16 protein-coding genes are annotated in these 16,546 nt (G+C 43.5%); 11 read left to right on the top strand and 5 right to left on the bottom strand.

The window, feature by feature from the left end; genetic code table 11:
* The first annotated feature begins 41 nt into the window (after nt 1–41).
* From glnA to B649_RS10470, 3 genes are all read left to right on the top strand, one after another.
* Complete coding sequence (gene glnA, locus B649_RS10480; protein WP_015654501.1) at nt 42–1,472, top strand: type I glutamate--ammonia ligase; 1,431 nt, start codon at nt 42–44, stop codon at nt 1,470–1,472.
* 144 nt (nt 1,473–1,616) lie between these two features.
* Entirely contained in the window at nt 1,617–2,072 is a 456-nt protein-coding gene (locus B649_RS10475; protein ID WP_015654500.1) for a prepilin-type N-terminal cleavage/methylation domain-containing protein, read from the top strand.
* A gap of 8 nt (nt 2,073–2,080) precedes the next feature.
* Nucleotides 2,081–2,557 carry a type II secretion system protein gene (locus B649_RS10470; RefSeq protein WP_015654499.1) on the top strand — a complete coding sequence of 159 codons (477 nt, stop codon included), beginning with the start codon at nt 2,081–2,083 and terminating at the stop codon, nt 2,555–2,557.
* Between the two features lie 121 nt (nt 2,558–2,678).
* On the opposite strand, the gene pckA is transcribed toward B649_RS10470, so the two are convergent.
* The gene (pckA, locus tag B649_RS10465) at nt 2,679–4,262 is read right to left on the bottom strand and encodes a phosphoenolpyruvate carboxykinase (ATP) (protein ID WP_015654498.1); all 1,584 of its coding nucleotides are present in this window, start codon (nt 4,260–4,262) and stop codon (nt 2,679–2,681) included.
* Between the two features lie 123 nt (nt 4,263–4,385).
* Entirely contained in the window at nt 4,386–4,778 is a 393-nt protein-coding gene (locus B649_RS10460) for a hypothetical protein (RefSeq protein ID WP_015654497.1), read from the bottom strand.
* 167 nt (nt 4,779–4,945) lie between these two features.
* On the opposite strand from B649_RS10460, the gene B649_RS10455 reads away from it, so the two are divergent.
* The 7 genes from B649_RS10455 (at nt 4,946) to B649_RS10425 (ending at nt 12,289) form a co-directional block, all read left to right on the top strand.
* On the top strand, nt 4,946–5,395 hold the full coding sequence (locus tag B649_RS10455) for a prepilin-type N-terminal cleavage/methylation domain-containing protein (protein ID WP_015654496.1): 450 nt from the start codon (nt 4,946–4,948) through the stop codon (nt 5,393–5,395).
* A 71-nt stretch (nt 5,396–5,466) separates the two neighbouring features.
* Complete coding sequence (locus tag B649_RS12345; protein WP_015654495.1) at nt 5,467–5,913, top strand: type II secretion system protein; 447 nt, start codon at nt 5,467–5,469, stop codon at nt 5,911–5,913.
* Nucleotides 5,900–6,367: a prepilin-type N-terminal cleavage/methylation domain-containing protein gene (locus B649_RS10445; RefSeq protein ID WP_015654494.1), complete on the top strand. Its 468-nt coding sequence runs from the start codon at nt 5,900–5,902 to the stop codon at nt 6,365–6,367. The genes B649_RS12345 and B649_RS10445 overlap by 14 nt, the downstream gene beginning before the upstream one ends.
* 7 nt (nt 6,368–6,374) lie before the next feature.
* Entirely contained in the window at nt 6,375–8,312 is a 1,938-nt protein-coding gene (locus B649_RS10440; protein WP_015654493.1) for a primosomal protein N', read from the top strand.
* A gap of 119 nt (nt 8,313–8,431) precedes the next feature.
* A complete protein-coding gene (gene ispG / locus B649_RS10435) occupies nt 8,432–9,493 on the top strand; it encodes a flavodoxin-dependent (E)-4-hydroxy-3-methylbut-2-enyl-diphosphate synthase (RefSeq protein WP_015654492.1) in 1,062 nt (353 codons plus the stop codon).
* Nucleotides 9,494–10,948, top strand: a complete 1,455-nt coding sequence (locus B649_RS10430; RefSeq protein ID WP_015654491.1) for a replicative DNA helicase — start codon at nt 9,494–9,496, stop codon at nt 10,946–10,948. It begins immediately after the preceding gene.
* A gap of 78 nt (nt 10,949–11,026) precedes the next feature.
* Complete coding sequence (locus B649_RS10425) at nt 11,027–12,289, top strand: ComEC/Rec2 family competence protein (protein ID WP_015654490.1); 1,263 nt, start codon at nt 11,027–11,029, stop codon at nt 12,287–12,289.
* Here B649_RS10425 and B649_RS10420 read toward each other — a convergent pair.
* The 3 genes from B649_RS10420 to B649_RS10410 are packed head-to-tail and all read right to left on the bottom strand — an operon-like array spanning nt 12,236 to nt 15,228.
* Nucleotides 12,236–13,042 (bottom strand): YihY family inner membrane protein, encoded by an 807-nt coding sequence (locus B649_RS10420; RefSeq protein WP_041192447.1) that lies wholly within the window; start codon nt 13,040–13,042, stop codon nt 12,236–12,238. The two genes, B649_RS10425 and B649_RS10420, sit on opposite strands and share 54 nt — an antisense overlap.
* Before the next feature lie 3 nt (nt 13,043–13,045).
* Nucleotides 13,046–14,431 (bottom strand): FAD-linked oxidase C-terminal domain-containing protein, encoded by a 1,386-nt coding sequence (locus tag B649_RS10415; RefSeq protein WP_015654488.1) that lies wholly within the window; start codon nt 14,429–14,431, stop codon nt 13,046–13,048.
* A gap of 2 nt (nt 14,432–14,433) precedes the next feature.
* Entirely contained in the window at nt 14,434–15,228 is a 795-nt protein-coding gene (locus tag B649_RS10410) for a plasminogen-binding N-terminal domain-containing protein (protein ID WP_015654487.1), read from the bottom strand.
* Between the two features lie 122 nt (nt 15,229–15,350).
* Here B649_RS10410 and B649_RS10405 point away from each other — a divergent pair, with 122 nt between their 5' ends.
* Nucleotides 15,351–16,544: a M23 family metallopeptidase gene (locus B649_RS10405; protein ID WP_015654486.1), complete on the top strand. Its 1,194-nt coding sequence runs from the start codon at nt 15,351–15,353 to the stop codon at nt 16,542–16,544.
* Nucleotides 16,545–16,546 lie beyond the last annotated feature (2 nt).

Below are 16,546 nucleotides of genomic sequence, written 5' to 3'. Positions count from 1 at the left end.
TGCTATACTGCTTACACTTTAATTATTTCCAGGAGATTTGCATGGGTAAATTCGTAAATAGTGTCGACGAGTTTTTCAGTTTTTGTAAAGAGAATGACGTTCAGTTCGTTGACTTTCGTTTCACCGATATGAAAGGGACATGGCACCACGTCAGCTATCGTATGAGCGCGGTTAACGCAGGTCATTTTGAAGGCGGTCTTCCGTTTGACGGTTCTTCAATCGATGCTTGGCAGCCGATCAACCGTTCAGATATGTTGCTTAAACCGGATGCTGAATCAGCATTTATGGACCCGTTTACTGCTGATCCGACCGTTATCGTTATTTGTGATGTTTATGACATCTACAAAGGTCAAGCGTACGAAAAATGTCCTCGTGCTATCGCGAAAAAAGCGCTTGAGCATCTTGCAAATGCCGGTGTGGGTGATGTTGCTTATTTCGGTCCTGAAAATGAATTCTTCGTATTCGACGATGTTAAAATCCGCGACGAAGTAAACTGTTCATACTACGAAGTAGACACTGAAGAGGGTGCATGGAATGATGCGAAAGATTTCAAAGACGGTTTCAACACCGGTCATCGCCCACGTACAAAAGGGGGTTACTTTCCGGTAGCTCCGATCGATACTATGGTTGATCTTCGTGCTGAGATGATGTTAGCGCTAGAACAAGTCGGTCTTGAAGTTGTTCTCGGTCACCACGAAGTTGCACAAGGTCAAGGTGAAATCGGTATCGTTTTCGGAACATTGGTTGAAGCAGCTGACAACGTACAAAAACTTAAATACGTTATCAAAATGGTAGCTCACCTTAACGGTAAAACGGTTACCTTTATGCCTAAACCGCTTTATGGCGACAACGGTAACGGTATGCACGTTCACCAATCCATCTGGAAAGACGGCAAAAATACATTCTACAAAGAGGGCGGTTACAGCAACCTCTCTGAAACAGCGCTTCATTATGTAGGCGGTGTTTTCGCTCATGCTCGCGCCGTTGCAGCGTTCACGAACCCATCAACCAACTCATACAAACGTCTTATCCCTGGATTCGAAGCACCGTCGATTTTGACCTACTCAAGCCAAAACCGCTCTGCATCTTGTCGTGTTCCATACGGCGCGGGTGAAAAAGCGACACGTATCGAAATGCGTTTCCCGGATTCTACTTCATGCCCATACCTTGCGTTTACCGCAATGTTGCTAGCTGGTTTAGATGGTATCAAAAACAAAACCGTTCCGGTTGGACCGATGGACGAAGATTTGTTCGAACTCACGTTGAATGAAATCCGTGAAAAAGGGATTCAACAAATGCCACACACACTCCGTGGTGCATTGGAATCATTGATTCGTGATAACGATTTCTTGCAACCGGTTATGACTCCAGAATTCTTGGATACTTACCAAAACTATAAATTTGAAACACAAGTATGGCCTGACGAAGCTCGTCCGACTGCATTCGAATTTAAATCTACCTATTCTTGTTAATCTAAACACGAGCCGTACGGCTTGTGTTACCTCTTCCCTCCAATTTCGTTTAAACTCTATTTTTATCATTAAAGCTTAAGCTTTATTTGACGATAATAGTTTTATCTTAAATATGCGTATATAGCGCTAACCACAGGAGTTTCTATGAAACGTAATGCATTCACCCTTGTCGAGTTGATCTTTGTCATCGTTATTATTGGAGTATTGTCAGCAGTTGCCATTCCAAAATTCAAAAATCTTAAACAAAATGCTGAGGTTTCGTCTGTTATTAAAACGACAATCGATACTGCCTCAAGTGCTGCGAGTGCTGCAGTAAATGAAATTGATTTAGAAGACGGAAATGCTTCAGATACTAATCTTAGTAATTTGGTTGATGTAAAAGGTAAGGGTTGGTCTTATGCTGCTACGCAAGGTGCTGGAACATATACATATAAAAATCCAGGCGGAACTGAAGTAGCTAAAATTGATTTTAGCGGTGCTAATCGTACAGTAACATATACATTTACATGTAATGGATTTAAAGATAGTTTGAGCAAATCTAAATGTATTGAAGATACGAATACATCTGGTACTGCTACATCTAAAACAATTAATTTCTAAACTTAGTTATGAAAAAAAGATTAGTTCACCTTGGATTTACCTTAGTTGAGCTGATCTTCGTCATTGTCATCATCGGGGTTCTCTCGGCGGTGGCGATCCCAAAATTTGCCAACCTCACCGATAACTCCAAATCCGCTTCCGAACTTGCCACCGCTTCATCAGTCCAAAGTGCACTCGATGCCATTCACGGAGAGTGGATTACCAATACGTGCGATTTTGATTGGGGAAACGGACAAAATACCGCGACAACCCCCTTAAATGCTACGGGCTATCCTGCGACACTAGGTTCAGCATCTCATCCGCTTGATGCTATCTTGAAAAATACGGAAAACGGGGATTGGGTATTGGTTGGAGCGAAATATTACGGACCGGCAACCAAGAACGGCACCAGTACCAAAGATCGTAATATTGCCCATAAGCCTGAGGGAAACGATTACTGGGAATACAATGCTACGGCAGGGACATTTAAACTCGTAGAACCGTAAAAGAAAGTTTTTGTAATTTATTAAGAAGTGCGGTTTACTGCGCGTGAGCACTCTACTGAAGAGAACTTAGCGTTAGCGTAGCCAAGAGGGACTTTCTTCCTCTTGGCGTATAAAAATATAGTTATGGTAATTGCGGTCCTGCAGCTGAGTAATCGAAATCACTCTCGCCGCCCGTATATTTTTTGAAGTTTTTAATGAAGAGCGCCGCTAGATTATCACGTTGAACGAGGTAAGCATCACGATCAGCCCATGCATTACGAGGATTGAGGATAACCGGATCGATTGAACCGAGCGTTTTTGGAATATGGAATCCAAAAGTGTTGGTCGTATCAAATTCACTCTCATTGATCGAACCATCGAGGATAGCGTTGATACACGCACGGGTATCTTTGATGCTCATACGTTTACCGACACCGTATCCTCCACCGGTCCAACCGGTATTCACTAGGTAAACATTTACCCCATGTTCATCGATCTTTTCACCTAAAAGTTTTGCGTAGACGGTTGGATGAAGCGGCAAAAATGCTTCACCGAAACATGAACTGAATGTTGCGACGGGTTCAGTAATCCCACGCTCAGTACCCGCAACTTTGGCCGTATATCCGCTGAGGAAATAATACATCGCTTGTTCTTTGGTGAGTTTACTCACCGGAGGCAATACGCCGAATGCATCGGCAGAGAGGAAAATGATATTTTTAGGATGTGCTGCCATAAGAGATGGCTGATGATTATCAATATGCTCAATTGGGTAAGAGACACGGGTATTTTCGGTTTTAGAACCGTCGGTATAATCAACAATCCCGTCTTCATTAAAAACGACATTTTCAAGCAACGCATTACGGCGAATTGCATTGTGAATCTCAGGTTCGCTGGATGGATCGAGATTGATCACTTTGGCGTAGCATCCGCCCTCGAAATTAAAGACACCTTCATCATCCCAACCGTGTTCATCGTCTCCGATGAGTGCACGTTTTGGGTCGGTTGAGAGGGTAGTTTTTCCGGTTCCGCTAAGTCCGAAGAATAGGCATGTATCACCATCCGATCCGACGTTAGCCGAACAGTGCATTGAGAGCTTCCCTTCTAATGGAAGCCAATAGTTCATCATTGAAAAAATCCCTTTTTTCATCTCTCCACCGTACCACGTTCCACCAATGATACAAAGATTGGCTTCCACATCAAAGAGGACGAAAACTTCGGAATTTAAACCATGATTTTCCCATTTTTCATTGACTGCTTTACATGCGTTGAGTACGGTAAAAGAGGGTTTAAAACTTTCTAACTCGGTTGCAGTAGGACGGATAAACATATTTTTGACAAAGTGTGATTGCCACGCGATTTCAGAGACGAAACGGACAGAACGCTTACTGGTAGCACTTGAGCCGCAATAAACGTCGGTGATGTAGAGATCTTTGCCTGAGAGTTGTTCTTTAGCAACGACTAATAGTTCATCAAAAACTGCTTTATCAATTTTTTTGTTGACATCACCCCACGCAATGTATTTGTTCGAAGGGTCACTATCAACAAAATATTTATCTTTAGGGCTTCGACCGGTGAAAATACCGGTATCGACCATAGTGGCACCACTGCTTGCTAGCTTACATTCACCGTTTGCGAGTTCATGTTCAATCAACTCATCGTAACCAAGATTATGGAAAAGCTTTCCACTATTTTTAATGCCTAACGTCTCAATCTCTGCGGAAATCATGGTGTTGTTTTACCTTTTAGGGCTCATCTACGTACTGTACGAAGATGAAGATTTAAAGCGGATGCTCTATTTATGGTGCGAATTATACGCCTCCAATTTATAAACGAGAATTAAAGTGGCGGATTATTTAAACTGAGATGCCAATTCCGTCAATATTTTAGGGGCTAATGCTTCGGTTCCGTTATATTTTTGTAGCTTGACTCCAACATTACTCATACTTTTAGCGGTATTTTTGCACGCCATTTTAACCACGAGATAATCGCAATCTTCGATCGTATCCGCCATAGTGTCATGGGCTTTGATATGCTCTATATCATCCGCATCGTGGTCGCAGGTATGATGCTCATCATGTTCATGGGCTTCTTCATCGGCAACTTTTGGATTGGCACGTAACCCCTCAAGGGTAAAACTTTTAAACATTCCGCCGCTCAGATTAAATACGGCAAAATAGGGAGTGTGTCCGGCATTTCCGGCCATTTTCAGACTTTCATCCATCACAGGTACAGCGATTTTCATAATGTCTCCTTGTTTTCGGAAATTATGCCACAGTGACCTTAAATACCCGACTTAAATAGTGTTATGGGTGCATGTAATTAACTTTAAACGTTTTGTAAGAATTGTAGGCTCATAATGATGCTAAGGTTACGAGTGTAATCTATATTTTAAACTTCAAGGAGTAAACCATGAAACGTTCAGGTTTTACTATGATCGAGTTAATCTTCGTTATCGTTATCTTGGGTATTTTGGCAGCAGTTGCCATTCCACGTCTTGCGGCAACACGTGATGATGCACAAGCATCAAAACTTGCTACTAATGTCAAAACAATGATTAGTGAAATCAGTGCTTACACGGTATCTCAAGGTAGTGCACCCGTGGGTGATACTAATTTATCATTAGCATCTAATAGTTATAATGAAGGTACTGATAGTGGTTATATGGTTTTAGGTAGTAACGATCGAAATGTTACTATTAATGATAAAGCAACGGGCGGTGTTGCGTGTGTTGTTGTAACTGTTAACGATACAAACATTACAGTAACTGATGGTGCTGGAACAACAGCTATATGTACTGCTGTTCAGGATATGAACCCTCCAGCAACTATTCAAATTGCCGGACAAGGCGTAGTTCGTTGATTTATAGGTTATGAAATGATTACAATTCATTTCATAACCATTCTAAAAATTCTTTGAAAGCAGAGTCCTTTATGAAATCAGCTTTTACGATGATTGAACTCATTTTTGTTATTGTCATTTTAGGTATTTTAGCGGCAGTGGCAATACCAAGACTGAGTGCAACACGTGATGATGCAAAAGCTTCTTCATTAGCAATCAATATCATGAATGGTGTGCAAGAAATTGCCAACTATGCAACCAGTAAAGGGTATACAGATAATTCATTAGCTGTAATGTCCAATAGCTTTTTGGAATTAAATAGTAGTGGTGATGTTGTATTGTCTAATAAAAGAGCAGTTGTGAAAGCAGGAAATATTAGTAACTGTATTACATTAGATATCAATACAACGGATGAGAATGAAACCCTTGTTTTGTCACTTGGGAATACGGGGAATGATGCTGTTTGTCTTGGATTACAAGAGATGATTTATGTTGCTAATTACCCTATGAAATTAAGGGGATCCAATGTTGTACGTTAAACGAAAAGCTTTTACAATGATAGAAGTCGTTTTTGTCATTGTTGTATTGGGTATTTTAGCGGCTATTGCTATACCAAGACTTGCAGCGACTCGGGATGATGCACAGATAGCAAAAGGGCGTAGTGATGTTGCGGCAATACGTGCCGCGATTGTTAGCGAACGTCAGGGGCGATTATTGCAGGGGCAATCGAATTATATTAACCAGCTTCACAGTGGAAGTACAGGGAGTAAATCCTCTCTTTTTGATACCAATGGGAGCAGTACACTTTTACAGTATGGTATAGCTACACAAAATAATGTAAATGGTCATTGGGATGATACTGTTGGAGGGTCTGCAGGTGCTTACACATACGTTTATCGTGTCATGAACAGCGATAATACGTTTACGTACAATGATACCAATGGTACGTTTAGATGCACGAGTGGCACATATTGTGGTGCATTAACAGAATAATTTAAGAGTGTATTATTACAATCTAGCCCTTTTGGGTTCCCCTCTTGAACCCTTAACTTATCATTCAGAAAACTTTCTCATAATCGGTGCAGAAGTCGAAGTTACTTTGTCCAATCGCATTATGCAGGGTGTTGTGATCTCTGAGTGTGAAAAGCCTGATTTTACAACGCAGCCCATTAGTGCTCGTCATTGCGGGCTCGATCCGCAATCTGAGATCCTGAATCAAGTTCAGGATGAGAAGAATATAGTGGGAGATGATAAAATTTTTATTTATTCGGGTACCCAAATCCAAACTGCGCAATTTATGAGCGAATATTACGGATGTTCGTTGGGGGAGGCGCTCAATTTATTTGTCCCCTATCAACGTCATTGCGGACTCGATCCGCAATCTGAGATCCTGAATCGAGTTCAGGATGACAAAACTTCCCTCAATATCACCCTCTCCGAAGCTCAAAGTAAGGCCCTCGATTTTATACGCTCCCATTCCGTCTCTCTCCTTTTCGGTGATACGGGGGCTGGGAAGAGCGAAATTTATATGCGGCGAATGGATGAGGTTTTAAACGAAGGGAAGCGATGTTTGCTTCTGCTGCCTGAAATCTCCCTCACGCCTCAAATGGAGAAACGATTTTGTAATCATTTTGGCGAAGCAGTGGTGCTATGGCATTCGAAAATGACCCCTAAACAAAAAAAAGTGACATTGGAGAAGATCTATAACGAGACGGCACATATCATCGTGGGACCTCGCTCCGCACTCTTTTTGCCGATAGCCGATTTAGGGTTGATTGTTGTGGATGAAGAGCATGATGAGAGTTATAAATCCTCAAGCCGCCCCCGCTACAATGCACGGGATATGGCGGTTTATATGGGGAATCTCCTCAAAATTCCTGTTGTTTTGGGGAGTGCGACACCGAGTTTGAGCAGTTATGCCAAATATCCGTTTTTTCGTCTTCGTGGAGGGTATTTCGAATCCAAGCGGACCTTTGTATTTGAACCCTCTCTCGAAGCGTTGACCCCCTCTATCGACCGTGCCGTAATGGAAAATTATGCATCGGGTCATCAAGGGATCGTTTTTATCCCGACACGGGCCAATTTTAAGTACACTGTGTGCGATGCATGCGGTTACCATGTGGAGTGCCCGTTTTGCAGTGTGGGAATGAGCCAGCATAAAAACTCCCGTGCTTTGAAATGCCACTATTGCAATTACACGGAAGTATTGCCAAAAGTGTGTCCGAAATGTCAAAGCGGATCACTCCGCATGGCACGATTAGGGACAGCGGAAGCAGTAGAACATTTCAGCCGCCTAAATGAAAATTTGAGAGTTCAGCAGTTTGACCGTGATATTATTACCACTCAAAACAAACTCATTAAAGTGCTCGAAGCATTTAATAATCGTGAAATTGATCTCCTTATCGGGACGCAGATGCTCTCCAAGGGGCATGATTATCATGATATCACTCTCGCGGTGGTGATGGGGATCGATAATCTTCTCTCCCAAAGCGATTACCGCTCTAGGGAAAAGGCATTGTCACTGTTGGTTCAGATTGCGGGGCGCAGCGGCAGAAAACAAAATGCAACCGTGTTGGTGCAGAGTTTTAACGAGTCGTTTTTTCGAGGGTATTTAGATGATTACGAGAAATTTCTGATCGATGAGATGAGAATACGCAAAGATCGGTATCCTCCGACAAAGAAGCTGGCACGTCTTCTTTATGCCCATAAAAATGCGCTCAAAGGAAAAACAGTGATGGAGGAAGCAGTACGCCAAATAGAGCAGATGGAAAAAGTAGATATTATCGGTTTCGGTGCGGCACCGATTGAGCGGATTGCGGATAAATACCGGTTTCAAATACTGCTGCGAAGCGATAAAAGTACCGATCTGATCCGTGCGATTAAATATGTTAAATCACCGTTATGTGAGATCGATATGGATCCTATCGAGTTCGTATAAGTTTTAAACGCCAAAGGAATAAAATACCTTTGGCTACGCTGGCCGCTATGGCACTGAAGCTTGCCTCTTTCGAGGCAGAAGTCAGTAAAAATTAACGTCTTTAAAGCTACAATCCAAGCATGATAAAACGATACCCTACCAAACAAATTTTTGTCGGCAATGTCGCTATCGGCGGTGATGCTCCGATTTCGGTGCAGTCGATGACCTATTCACGCACAGCAGACGTAAACGCTACGGTTGAACAGATCAATCGTCTCCATTTCGCCGGATGCGATATCGTTCGCGTCGCGGTCCCTGATGAAGAAGATGCACGTGCCCTCAAAGCGATCAAAGAACAGATTTCCCTTCCTCTCGTTGCCGATATCCATTTTAATTATAAACTCGCTCTCATTGCGGCAGAAGTGGTGGACTGCATCCGATTCAATCCCGGAAATATCGGCGAAAAATCACGGATTCGTGAGATTGTCAAAGCGTGCCAAGAACGCCATATCCCGATCCGTATCGGTGTTAATGCGGGGAGTTTGGAAAAAGAGTTTGAACAGCGTTATGGACAAAGTGCTGAGGGGATGGTAGCATCGGCTGAGTACAACATCAAATATCTTGAAGATTTGGGTTTTACCGATATCAAAGTCTCCTTGAAAGCGAGTGACGTTCAACGTACTGTTGAAGCATACCGAATGTTACGGCCGAAAAATAACTATCCGTTTCATCTGGGTGTTACCGAAGCGGGGACAATTTTTCATGCGACGATCAAAAGTGCGATCGGATTAGGGACATTGCTGCTCGAAGGTATCGGCGATACGATGCGAGTTTCCATCACCGGAGAACTCGAAGAAGAGATCAAAGTCGGCCGTGCCATTCTCAAAGATAGCGGCGTCGCCAAAGAGGGTCCCAACATCATATCGTGTCCGACATGCGGACGGATTGAGGCTGATTTGGTTTCGGCAGTAGCCGTGATCGAAGAACGAACCAAACATATCAAAAAACCGCTTGATCTCTCGGTTATGGGGTGTGTTGTAAACGCCATCGGAGAAGCGAAACATGCCGATGTCGCGATCGCCTACGGTAAAGGTTCGGGATTGGTAATGGTGCGCGGCGAAGTGGTGGCACGCCTAGAAGAAGATAAGCTTGTCGATCGTTTTGTCGAAGAGGTTGAAAAAATGGCAAAAGAAGAGGATTAAATGGAAGAGTCTTTATATAATTTAGCATTTGAGCGCTCCGTCCTCAGTTCTATCATTTTTGATCCTGCTCAGTTTGATGAGTTTGATGCGGTATTAACTCCGGAGGATTTTTATCTCGCGGCGCATCAGGAGATTTATCGCGCGATGATGAGCTTAGCCCATCGTGATCTCCCTATCGATGAAGAGTTTCTCCGTAAAGAGTTGACGAGCAAACAGAAATTCGATGAGAGGGTGATGGTCGATATCCTCACCGCGAATCCGATTGCCAATACCAAAGCGTATGTTCAAGAGATTAAAGACAAAGCAATCAAACGCCATCTCCTTACCCTGACGACGGAGATCAAGCGGGTTACCCTCGAAGAGGAGCTGAGCGGAACCGACGTCGTTGATTTGGTTGAGCAAAAGCTTTATGAAATTACCCAAAGTTCTCAAGCAACCGATTTTAAAGATGCCCCATCGATTGCCGATGAGACGCTGGCTTATATCGAAGAGATGAAAGCGCGCGGAGATTCGGTCCTTGTCGGTGTCGATACGGGGTATGCGGAACTCAATAAAATGACGACGGGATTCGGTAAAGGGGATCTGGTTATCATCGCCGCCCGTCCGGCAATGGGGAAAACGTCATTCGCCCTTAATATGGTTCAAAATCTTCTCGATAAAGGCAAAGGGGTCGCCTTCTTTTCACTGGAGATGCCGGCAGAGCAGTTGATGCTCCGTCTACTCAGTGTTCAAACCTCTATTCAGCTTCAGCGGCTTCGTGTCGGGGATATGAATCCGCAGGAGTACAAACAGCTCAATGATGCGGTTGATAAGATGCGTCGCTCCAAGCTTTTCGTGGACGATCACGGCTCCATCAATATCCATCAACTCCGCTCCAAACTCCGTAAACTCAAAAGCCGTCATCCTGAGATCGAAGTAGCCGTCATCGACTACCTCCAAATCATGAACGGTACGGGGGGAAAAGATCGTCACCTCGAAGTCAGTGAAATTTCACGCGGGTTAAAAATGTTGGCACGTGAGCTTGGGATTCCGATTGTCGCCCTCTCTCAGCTCAATCGCGGACTCGAATCGCGCTCGGATAAACGTCCGATGCTCAGTGATATCCGTGAGTCGGGATCGATCGAGCAGGATGCCGATATCATCCTTTTCGTTTATCGTAACGATGTTTATCTCTACAAAGAGGAAAAAGAGCGGGAAAAAGAGGCGATTTCGGCCGGAAAAGAGTTTATCTCCAAATATGTCGAGAAAGAGGAAGAAGAAGCCGAGATCATTATCGGTAAACAGCGTAACGGTCCGACCGGACATGTGAAACTGATGTTCCAGAAAAAATTCACCCGCTTTGTTGATAAACCGACATTTGGTGCTGCGCAGATCGTTTATGAGAGTATCGATATGAAAAGTGCGACGATGAATATCGATGAAGGTGTCCAAAACGTTTCGATGCCGATAATATAAATCCGTTCGTGGTGAGCCTGTCGAACCATGAATATACCCTTCGACAGGCTCAGGGCGAACGGGGAAAAAGGAGAATAGATGAGCAAGCTCGAGCGCGTTGACCTTTTCGAGCTCAAAAGCGGCTCGCTTTTCATCCTCTTTCTCCTTTTTATCGCTTCTCTCTCCCTTTCGTACGAATACTATAAATTTACCGAACTTAAAACCTTTGACGATCCCCTCGTACGTGCTGAAGTAATCGATCAAGAAGTACGCCTGATCGCCGATAAGCCTAAGAGCTCCATGAAGCTTCGACTCGAAAACGGCTCATATGTCCGATGCGCTATGTCACCCTATCTGCGTGATCTTCGCGGACGTGAAGTGATGGTAGAATTACAGGTAGCGAACGTCACTTTTATCGATTTCTTAAAAGGGATGCATACTCGTGGTGTGATTATCGAAGTCTATCCAAAACTCAGTCTCAAAGAACAATGGTATCGTCGTATTACATCAGAGCATGGAGATCAGTGGATGAGAGAGCTTTACGGTGCCCTTTTTGTTGCAACACCGATGTCTCAGGAGTTTCAATCGCTAGTAGGAGCGATGGGACTGAGTCATATCCTCTCGATTAGCGGGTATCATTACGGTATTATCACACTGATTGCTTATTTTCTCCTTCGTCCCCCCTATCGGTGGTTACAGAACCGTTATTTTCCCTACCGTCACGGCAATCGGGATCTTTTCTTTTTCGTATTTGGAATCTTATTTTTCTATTTGTGGGCGTTGGAATTCATTCCGCCGATGGTGAGGGCATTGGGGATGATTGCCGTGGGATATTGGCTCTATGATCGGGGTATCAAAATTGTTTCGCTTCAAACACTTTTGATCGCAGTTGGAGTATTGCTCGCATTTTTTCCAAAACTTTTTTTCTCACTGGGTTTTTGGTTTTCGTCGTTTGGTGTCCTCTCCATCTTTATCTTTATCCGATATTATGAGCATTGGAAACCATGGCAGATATTTTTAGCACTTCATATTTGGTGCTATTTGGTACTGTTGCCGATCTCGCTTTCTATTTTCGGAACGTTTGGCTGGTGGCATATGGGCTCAATACCTCTTGCCTTAGTGTTTAACCTCTATTATCCGATTGTTTTAGCGTTGCATTTAACACCGTGGGGGGATATTTTTGACCCTTATTTACTACAAATGTTTGAAGCAGGGGATATTAATACCGTAACAATCCCGATCTGGATAGGGGTTATGAGTGTCATTTTGGCGTTGGGTTCTATGTGGCGAAAAGAGGCTTTTTGGAGCTTAGGTGTTTTGGGTCTCGCTACGCTGGGTAGCGCGGTTTATCAGATAGCATAGCTTCATCCCATAGATAACGATGATCCACGAGACGTAAATCCATAAGAAAAAAAAGATAAGGGCTGAAAAAGAGCCGTACATCGTGGCGTAGGTTTTATTATAAAAAACGTATTGGACAAAACTATTTTTAGCGATTCCCCAAACAACGGCTACGATAAATGAGCTGATTGCTGCTGCTTTAATCGAGACATCGGCATTGACAGCAATTTTATAGATCAAAAAGAAAATACTCCACAGCAAGAGAAAAGGGAAAATCGAGAGGGCGCTCAGCGCAAATCCGCTGATATTTGCTTCTAAATAAGCTTTAAGGCTCATGGAAGCGATTAAAACAATGGGTGTGAGGGTGATAAGCGTCCAATAGGTCGTGATAGCATCCCAGATTTTCCGCTTAGAGGTTTTGAAAATTTTACCGACAATATGTTCGAAGTTTTGAAAAAAGAGTAACGATGAGACAACCATCGTTGCAAATCCGATGATCCCAAGCTGTACGGAATTTCGGAAAAAAGATTCGAGATACCCAGCAATAGCCGCTGTCTGTACCGGCATGATATTATCAAAAATAAAGATTTGAATTTTGGCGTATTGTTCTTCAAATACCGGTACATTGGCGATCAAACTGAGTGAGATGATGAGTAACGGGACAACCGTAAAAATCGTATAAAAGCTGAGACTTGAGGCATATACAGTAATTTCCCGATCGAAGAGCATGAGGAAAAAAAGTCGTATATGTCTCAGGAGTGCTTTCAGATTCATCGGCTATTCAAGCCCCATTTTGGAAGGGTTGAGGATATTATTGGGATCAAACGCCCGTTTGATCGATTGAAACAATGCCATTTCTTCAGGGGTAAATGCCATCGACATGTACGGAGCTTTGGCAAGTCCGATACCGTGTTCTCCACTGAGTGTACCGCCAAGATCGATCGTGGCTTGAAACACTTCACGGATTGCTTCGTAACCAATTTTGACCGCTTCCGGGTCTTTTCCATCCACCATAACGTTGGTATGAACATTGCCATCTCCCGTATGACCAAAGCATGGGATATTGATGTTATATTTTTTGGCAATCGCATCAAATTTTTCGAGAAGTTCCGGGAGTGCTGAACGGGGAACGGTAACATCTTCGTTGATTTTTTTAGAACCATAGACGGAGAGTGATTGGCTGGCATTACGGCGGGCAAACCACAAATCACTGGCTTCTTGTTTATCTTTTGCGATTTTAAATTCGCTGCATCCGTTTTCTTGAAATACTTTTTGGATTAACGAGAGTTGGAAGTCGAGATCTTCTTCGAGATTGCCATCAACATCGGTAACGAGGATCGCTCCCGCTTCAATCGGAAGTCCTTTTTTGTAGACTTGTTCCACTGAGCGAATGGTGAGATTGTCCAAAAATTCCATGGCAACAGGGGTAACACCGCTCGCCATTGTTTTATAAACCGCTTCCATCGCTGAATGAACGGTGGGGAAAATTCCCATCGCTGTTTTTGTCATTTTAGGCTTTGAGAGGAGTTTGAGGGTCACTTCAGTCGTGACGGCTAACGTCCCCTCGGAGGCGATCAAAATCCCAGTAATGTTATATCCGGCGACATCCTTGATGGTACGTTTACCTGCTTTGATGATATCACCATTAGGGAGTACTGCACGCATAGCCATCACATAGTCTTTGGTAATCCCATATTTGGCGGCACGCATACCGCCGGCATTTTCGTTGACATTACCGCCGATCGTCGAGTACTCTTGGCTCGCCGGATCGGGCGGATAAAAAAGACCGACTGCTTCAACGGCACGTTGAAGTTCCATGTTAACCACACCCGGCTGAACGATCGCAACCATGTTTTGCATATCGATCTCTAAAATTTTATTCATATGTTTTTCGAATGCCAAAACAATGCCGCCGGAAGAGGGAAGTGCTCCCCCGGTAAAACCGCTTCCCGCTCCGCGCGGGACGATTACGATACGGTGCTCATTACAGTATTTTAAAATATCACTGACATCACCCTCGTGGCGGGGAAATAAAACGGCTTCGGGCTCAAATTTTTCGCGTGTAGCATCATAGCTGTAGGCGATGAGGTGCGCTTTATCGCTGTAGACATTCTCTTTTCCGAGTAAATTGGTAAAAAAGTCAATGGCACTGGACGAGAGCATTGTTATTCCTTCAAATCAAAATAGCGCAATAGTGCGCTTTTGTCACTAAATTTTGCTTTGTAGAGCTCATATAATTCTTTGTTTTTTGAATTGTTTAAAGCAATTTGCTCTAGATAGTAAGGTTCGTAGCTCTCCAATCGTGAACTTCCCTCTCCCCACCATGCTGCACGAATAGTTGGAATGCGGGTAAAGAATGGAGTTTGTTCTTTGGCCGCATTGCTCATAGAAGGGGTACTTTGCAAGAGTGTAAAGCTTTTACAATCAAGGGTAAAGAGGTTCTGGGCGCTTTGAATGTAGAGCAACCCTATGGAATTCGCGGTGCAATAACGTCTAAAGTCTTCGACAAGAGGCGTAGGATGCCCTTCATACGAGAGATAGGTTGCGTAGTTGTCAGGGTGGATCCACTCTATGCCGGCGATACTTTTGGTGATTGTATCGTAGGAATCATCATTGGGAGCGATTAAGAGGGCACGCTCATAATCGTGAGCCAATACGGCAGTATCAGAGGGTGCTGGTGCCCAGTTGCCGGTAGGAAGTGAGTTCTGGCGAAGCCCGTCATAATCGCTCAGGCGTAAAATTGCACGGCCATTAGTCGGATTTAGTTGTTCCACACGTGCGTTGGCAATAATAGTGCTGTGAGTAGCATCAAATTTTCGAACGATAAATCCGCTCATCCCCTCACGTAGATTTTCAGCTACGATGGTTGCACGAGATTCTTGGACTTCGAGCAACGGTGTCGTTATGGAAGAGGCGTTTAAAACGCCGCACACGAGAAAAGTAGTAAGCCAGATGCGCATCATGGTAACCTTTTGGTAAAGTAATTAATAGCGATTATAGCTTATCACATCTTTGTAAATGGAATTTTTGCTATCATTTAAATCTTTTTCGCTTAAGAAGCGTATTTTGATCAAGGATGAGAATGGGTCGTTTTTTTGCATTATTGTTATTGCCCCTTCTCCTTTTCGGTGGCTCTGTAAAACCGTTTAAGTGGAAAGACGGTGAAAGTTTCCTCTCTTTTTTAGAGCGTAAAAAACTTCCGCTAACGGTTTACTACAATCTGGATAAAGAGGATCAAAAACTCACCGAAGATATCCCTTACAGCGCTAATTGCCAAATGGTTTTGGATAATAAAAATATTATTCGTCAGATTCTTATCCCGGTGAATGACGAATTGCAATTGCAGCTTTATCTCACACCCAAACGTCGCTATGAGATGAAAGTTGTTCCGATTATCAGCGAAGAGTATACGGAAACGCTCTATGTCCCGATCCAGAGCCTCCCTTACGATGATATTTTAAAAACTACCGGCTCTAAAAATTTGGCTTCCAGCTTTGTCAAAATGTTTAAAGGTAAAGTAGATTTCCGAAAAGGGTTGCAGCCGGGTGATCCGATCATTATGATATATACTCAAAAATATCGTTTAGGTAAGCCGTTTTCAATGCCGGAAGTGCATGGGGCAATGGTTGAAATCAATGGTAAACGTGTTGCGATTTATCGCCATACGGATGGCCGTTTCTACGATGAAAAAGGGGGACAATATGAGAAATTTTTGTTTAAACTCCCTATCCGTAATTCCCGGATTACCTCCCGCTTTACAAAACGCCGCTATCATCCGGTACTTCATCGTTATCGTGCCCATTTAGGGGTTGATTTTGGAGCACGCCCCGGGACGCCGATTCTCTCAACGGGAGAGGGGCGTGTCAGCTTTGCCGGATATTCGAATGGGTATGGGAAAACGATTAAGATACGCCATAGTAATGGCTTGACGAGCCTTTATGCTCATCAAAAATCGTTTAAAAAAGGGGTCCATTCGGGTTCAAGCGTTAAACAAGGCGATATCATAGGCTATGTTGGCTCGAGCGGACTATCCTCCGGTCCACATCTACATTTTGGGATGTATCGAGGGAGCAGTGCGATTGACCCATTGAGTGTTATGAAGAAAAAAACGGAAGGTTTCAGCGGTAAAGAGCGTAAGGTATTTCTTGCAATCCGAGACAAAATGGATAAAAAATTCAAACAAGCACTGAAAAATAAACCGGTTCGAAAACCTTATTTTGATTTTCATGAAACCTATTATATCGACAGCTCGACGTTCAAACCAAAACCTTTCTAAAG

It is taken from the genome of Candidatus Sulfuricurvum sp. RIFRC-1 (assembly GCF_000310245.1).
Classification (GTDB): Bacteria; Campylobacterota; Campylobacteria; order Campylobacterales; family Sulfurimonadaceae; genus Sulfuricurvum.
The sequence above is the reverse complement of the archived record's forward strand: the minus strand, read 5'-3'. Positions and strand labels throughout refer to the sequence as shown.

Coding starts and splice junctions, on each gene's coding strand:
- glnA (WP_015654501.1), top strand. CDS start 42: ATGGGTAAATTCGTAAATAGTGTCGACGAGTTTTTCAGTTTTTGTAAA.
- B649_RS10475 (WP_015654500.1), top strand. CDS start 1,617: ATGAAACGTAATGCATTCACCCTTGTCGAGTTGATCTTTGTCATCGTT.
- B649_RS10470 (WP_015654499.1), top strand. CDS start 2,081: ATGAAAAAAAGATTAGTTCACCTTGGATTTACCTTAGTTGAGCTGATC.
- pckA (WP_015654498.1), bottom strand. CDS start 4,262: ATGATTTCCGCAGAGATTGAGACGTTAGGCATTAAAAATAGTGGAAAG.
- B649_RS10460 (WP_015654497.1), bottom strand. CDS start 4,778: ATGAAAATCGCTGTACCTGTGATGGATGAAAGTCTGAAAATGGCCGGA.
- B649_RS10455 (WP_015654496.1), top strand. CDS start 4,946: ATGAAACGTTCAGGTTTTACTATGATCGAGTTAATCTTCGTTATCGTT.
- B649_RS12345 (WP_015654495.1), top strand. CDS start 5,467: ATGAAATCAGCTTTTACGATGATTGAACTCATTTTTGTTATTGTCATT.
- B649_RS10445 (WP_015654494.1), top strand. CDS start 5,900: ATGTTGTACGTTAAACGAAAAGCTTTTACAATGATAGAAGTCGTTTTT.
- ispG (WP_015654492.1), top strand. CDS start 8,432: ATGATAAAACGATACCCTACCAAACAAATTTTTGTCGGCAATGTCGCT.
- B649_RS10430 (WP_015654491.1), top strand. CDS start 9,494: ATGGAAGAGTCTTTATATAATTTAGCATTTGAGCGCTCCGTCCTCAGT.
- B649_RS10425 (WP_015654490.1), top strand. CDS start 11,027: ATGAGCAAGCTCGAGCGCGTTGACCTTTTCGAGCTCAAAAGCGGCTCG.
- B649_RS10420 (WP_041192447.1), bottom strand. CDS start 13,042: ATGAATCTGAAAGCACTCCTGAGACATATACGACTTTTTTTCCTCATG.
- B649_RS10415 (WP_015654488.1), bottom strand. CDS start 14,431: ATGCTCTCGTCCAGTGCCATTGACTTTTTTACCAATTTACTCGGAAAA.
- B649_RS10410 (WP_015654487.1), bottom strand. CDS start 15,228: ATGCGCATCTGGCTTACTACTTTTCTCGTGTGCGGCGTTTTAAACGCC.
- B649_RS10405 (WP_015654486.1), top strand. CDS start 15,351: ATGGGTCGTTTTTTTGCATTATTGTTATTGCCCCTTCTCCTTTTCGGT.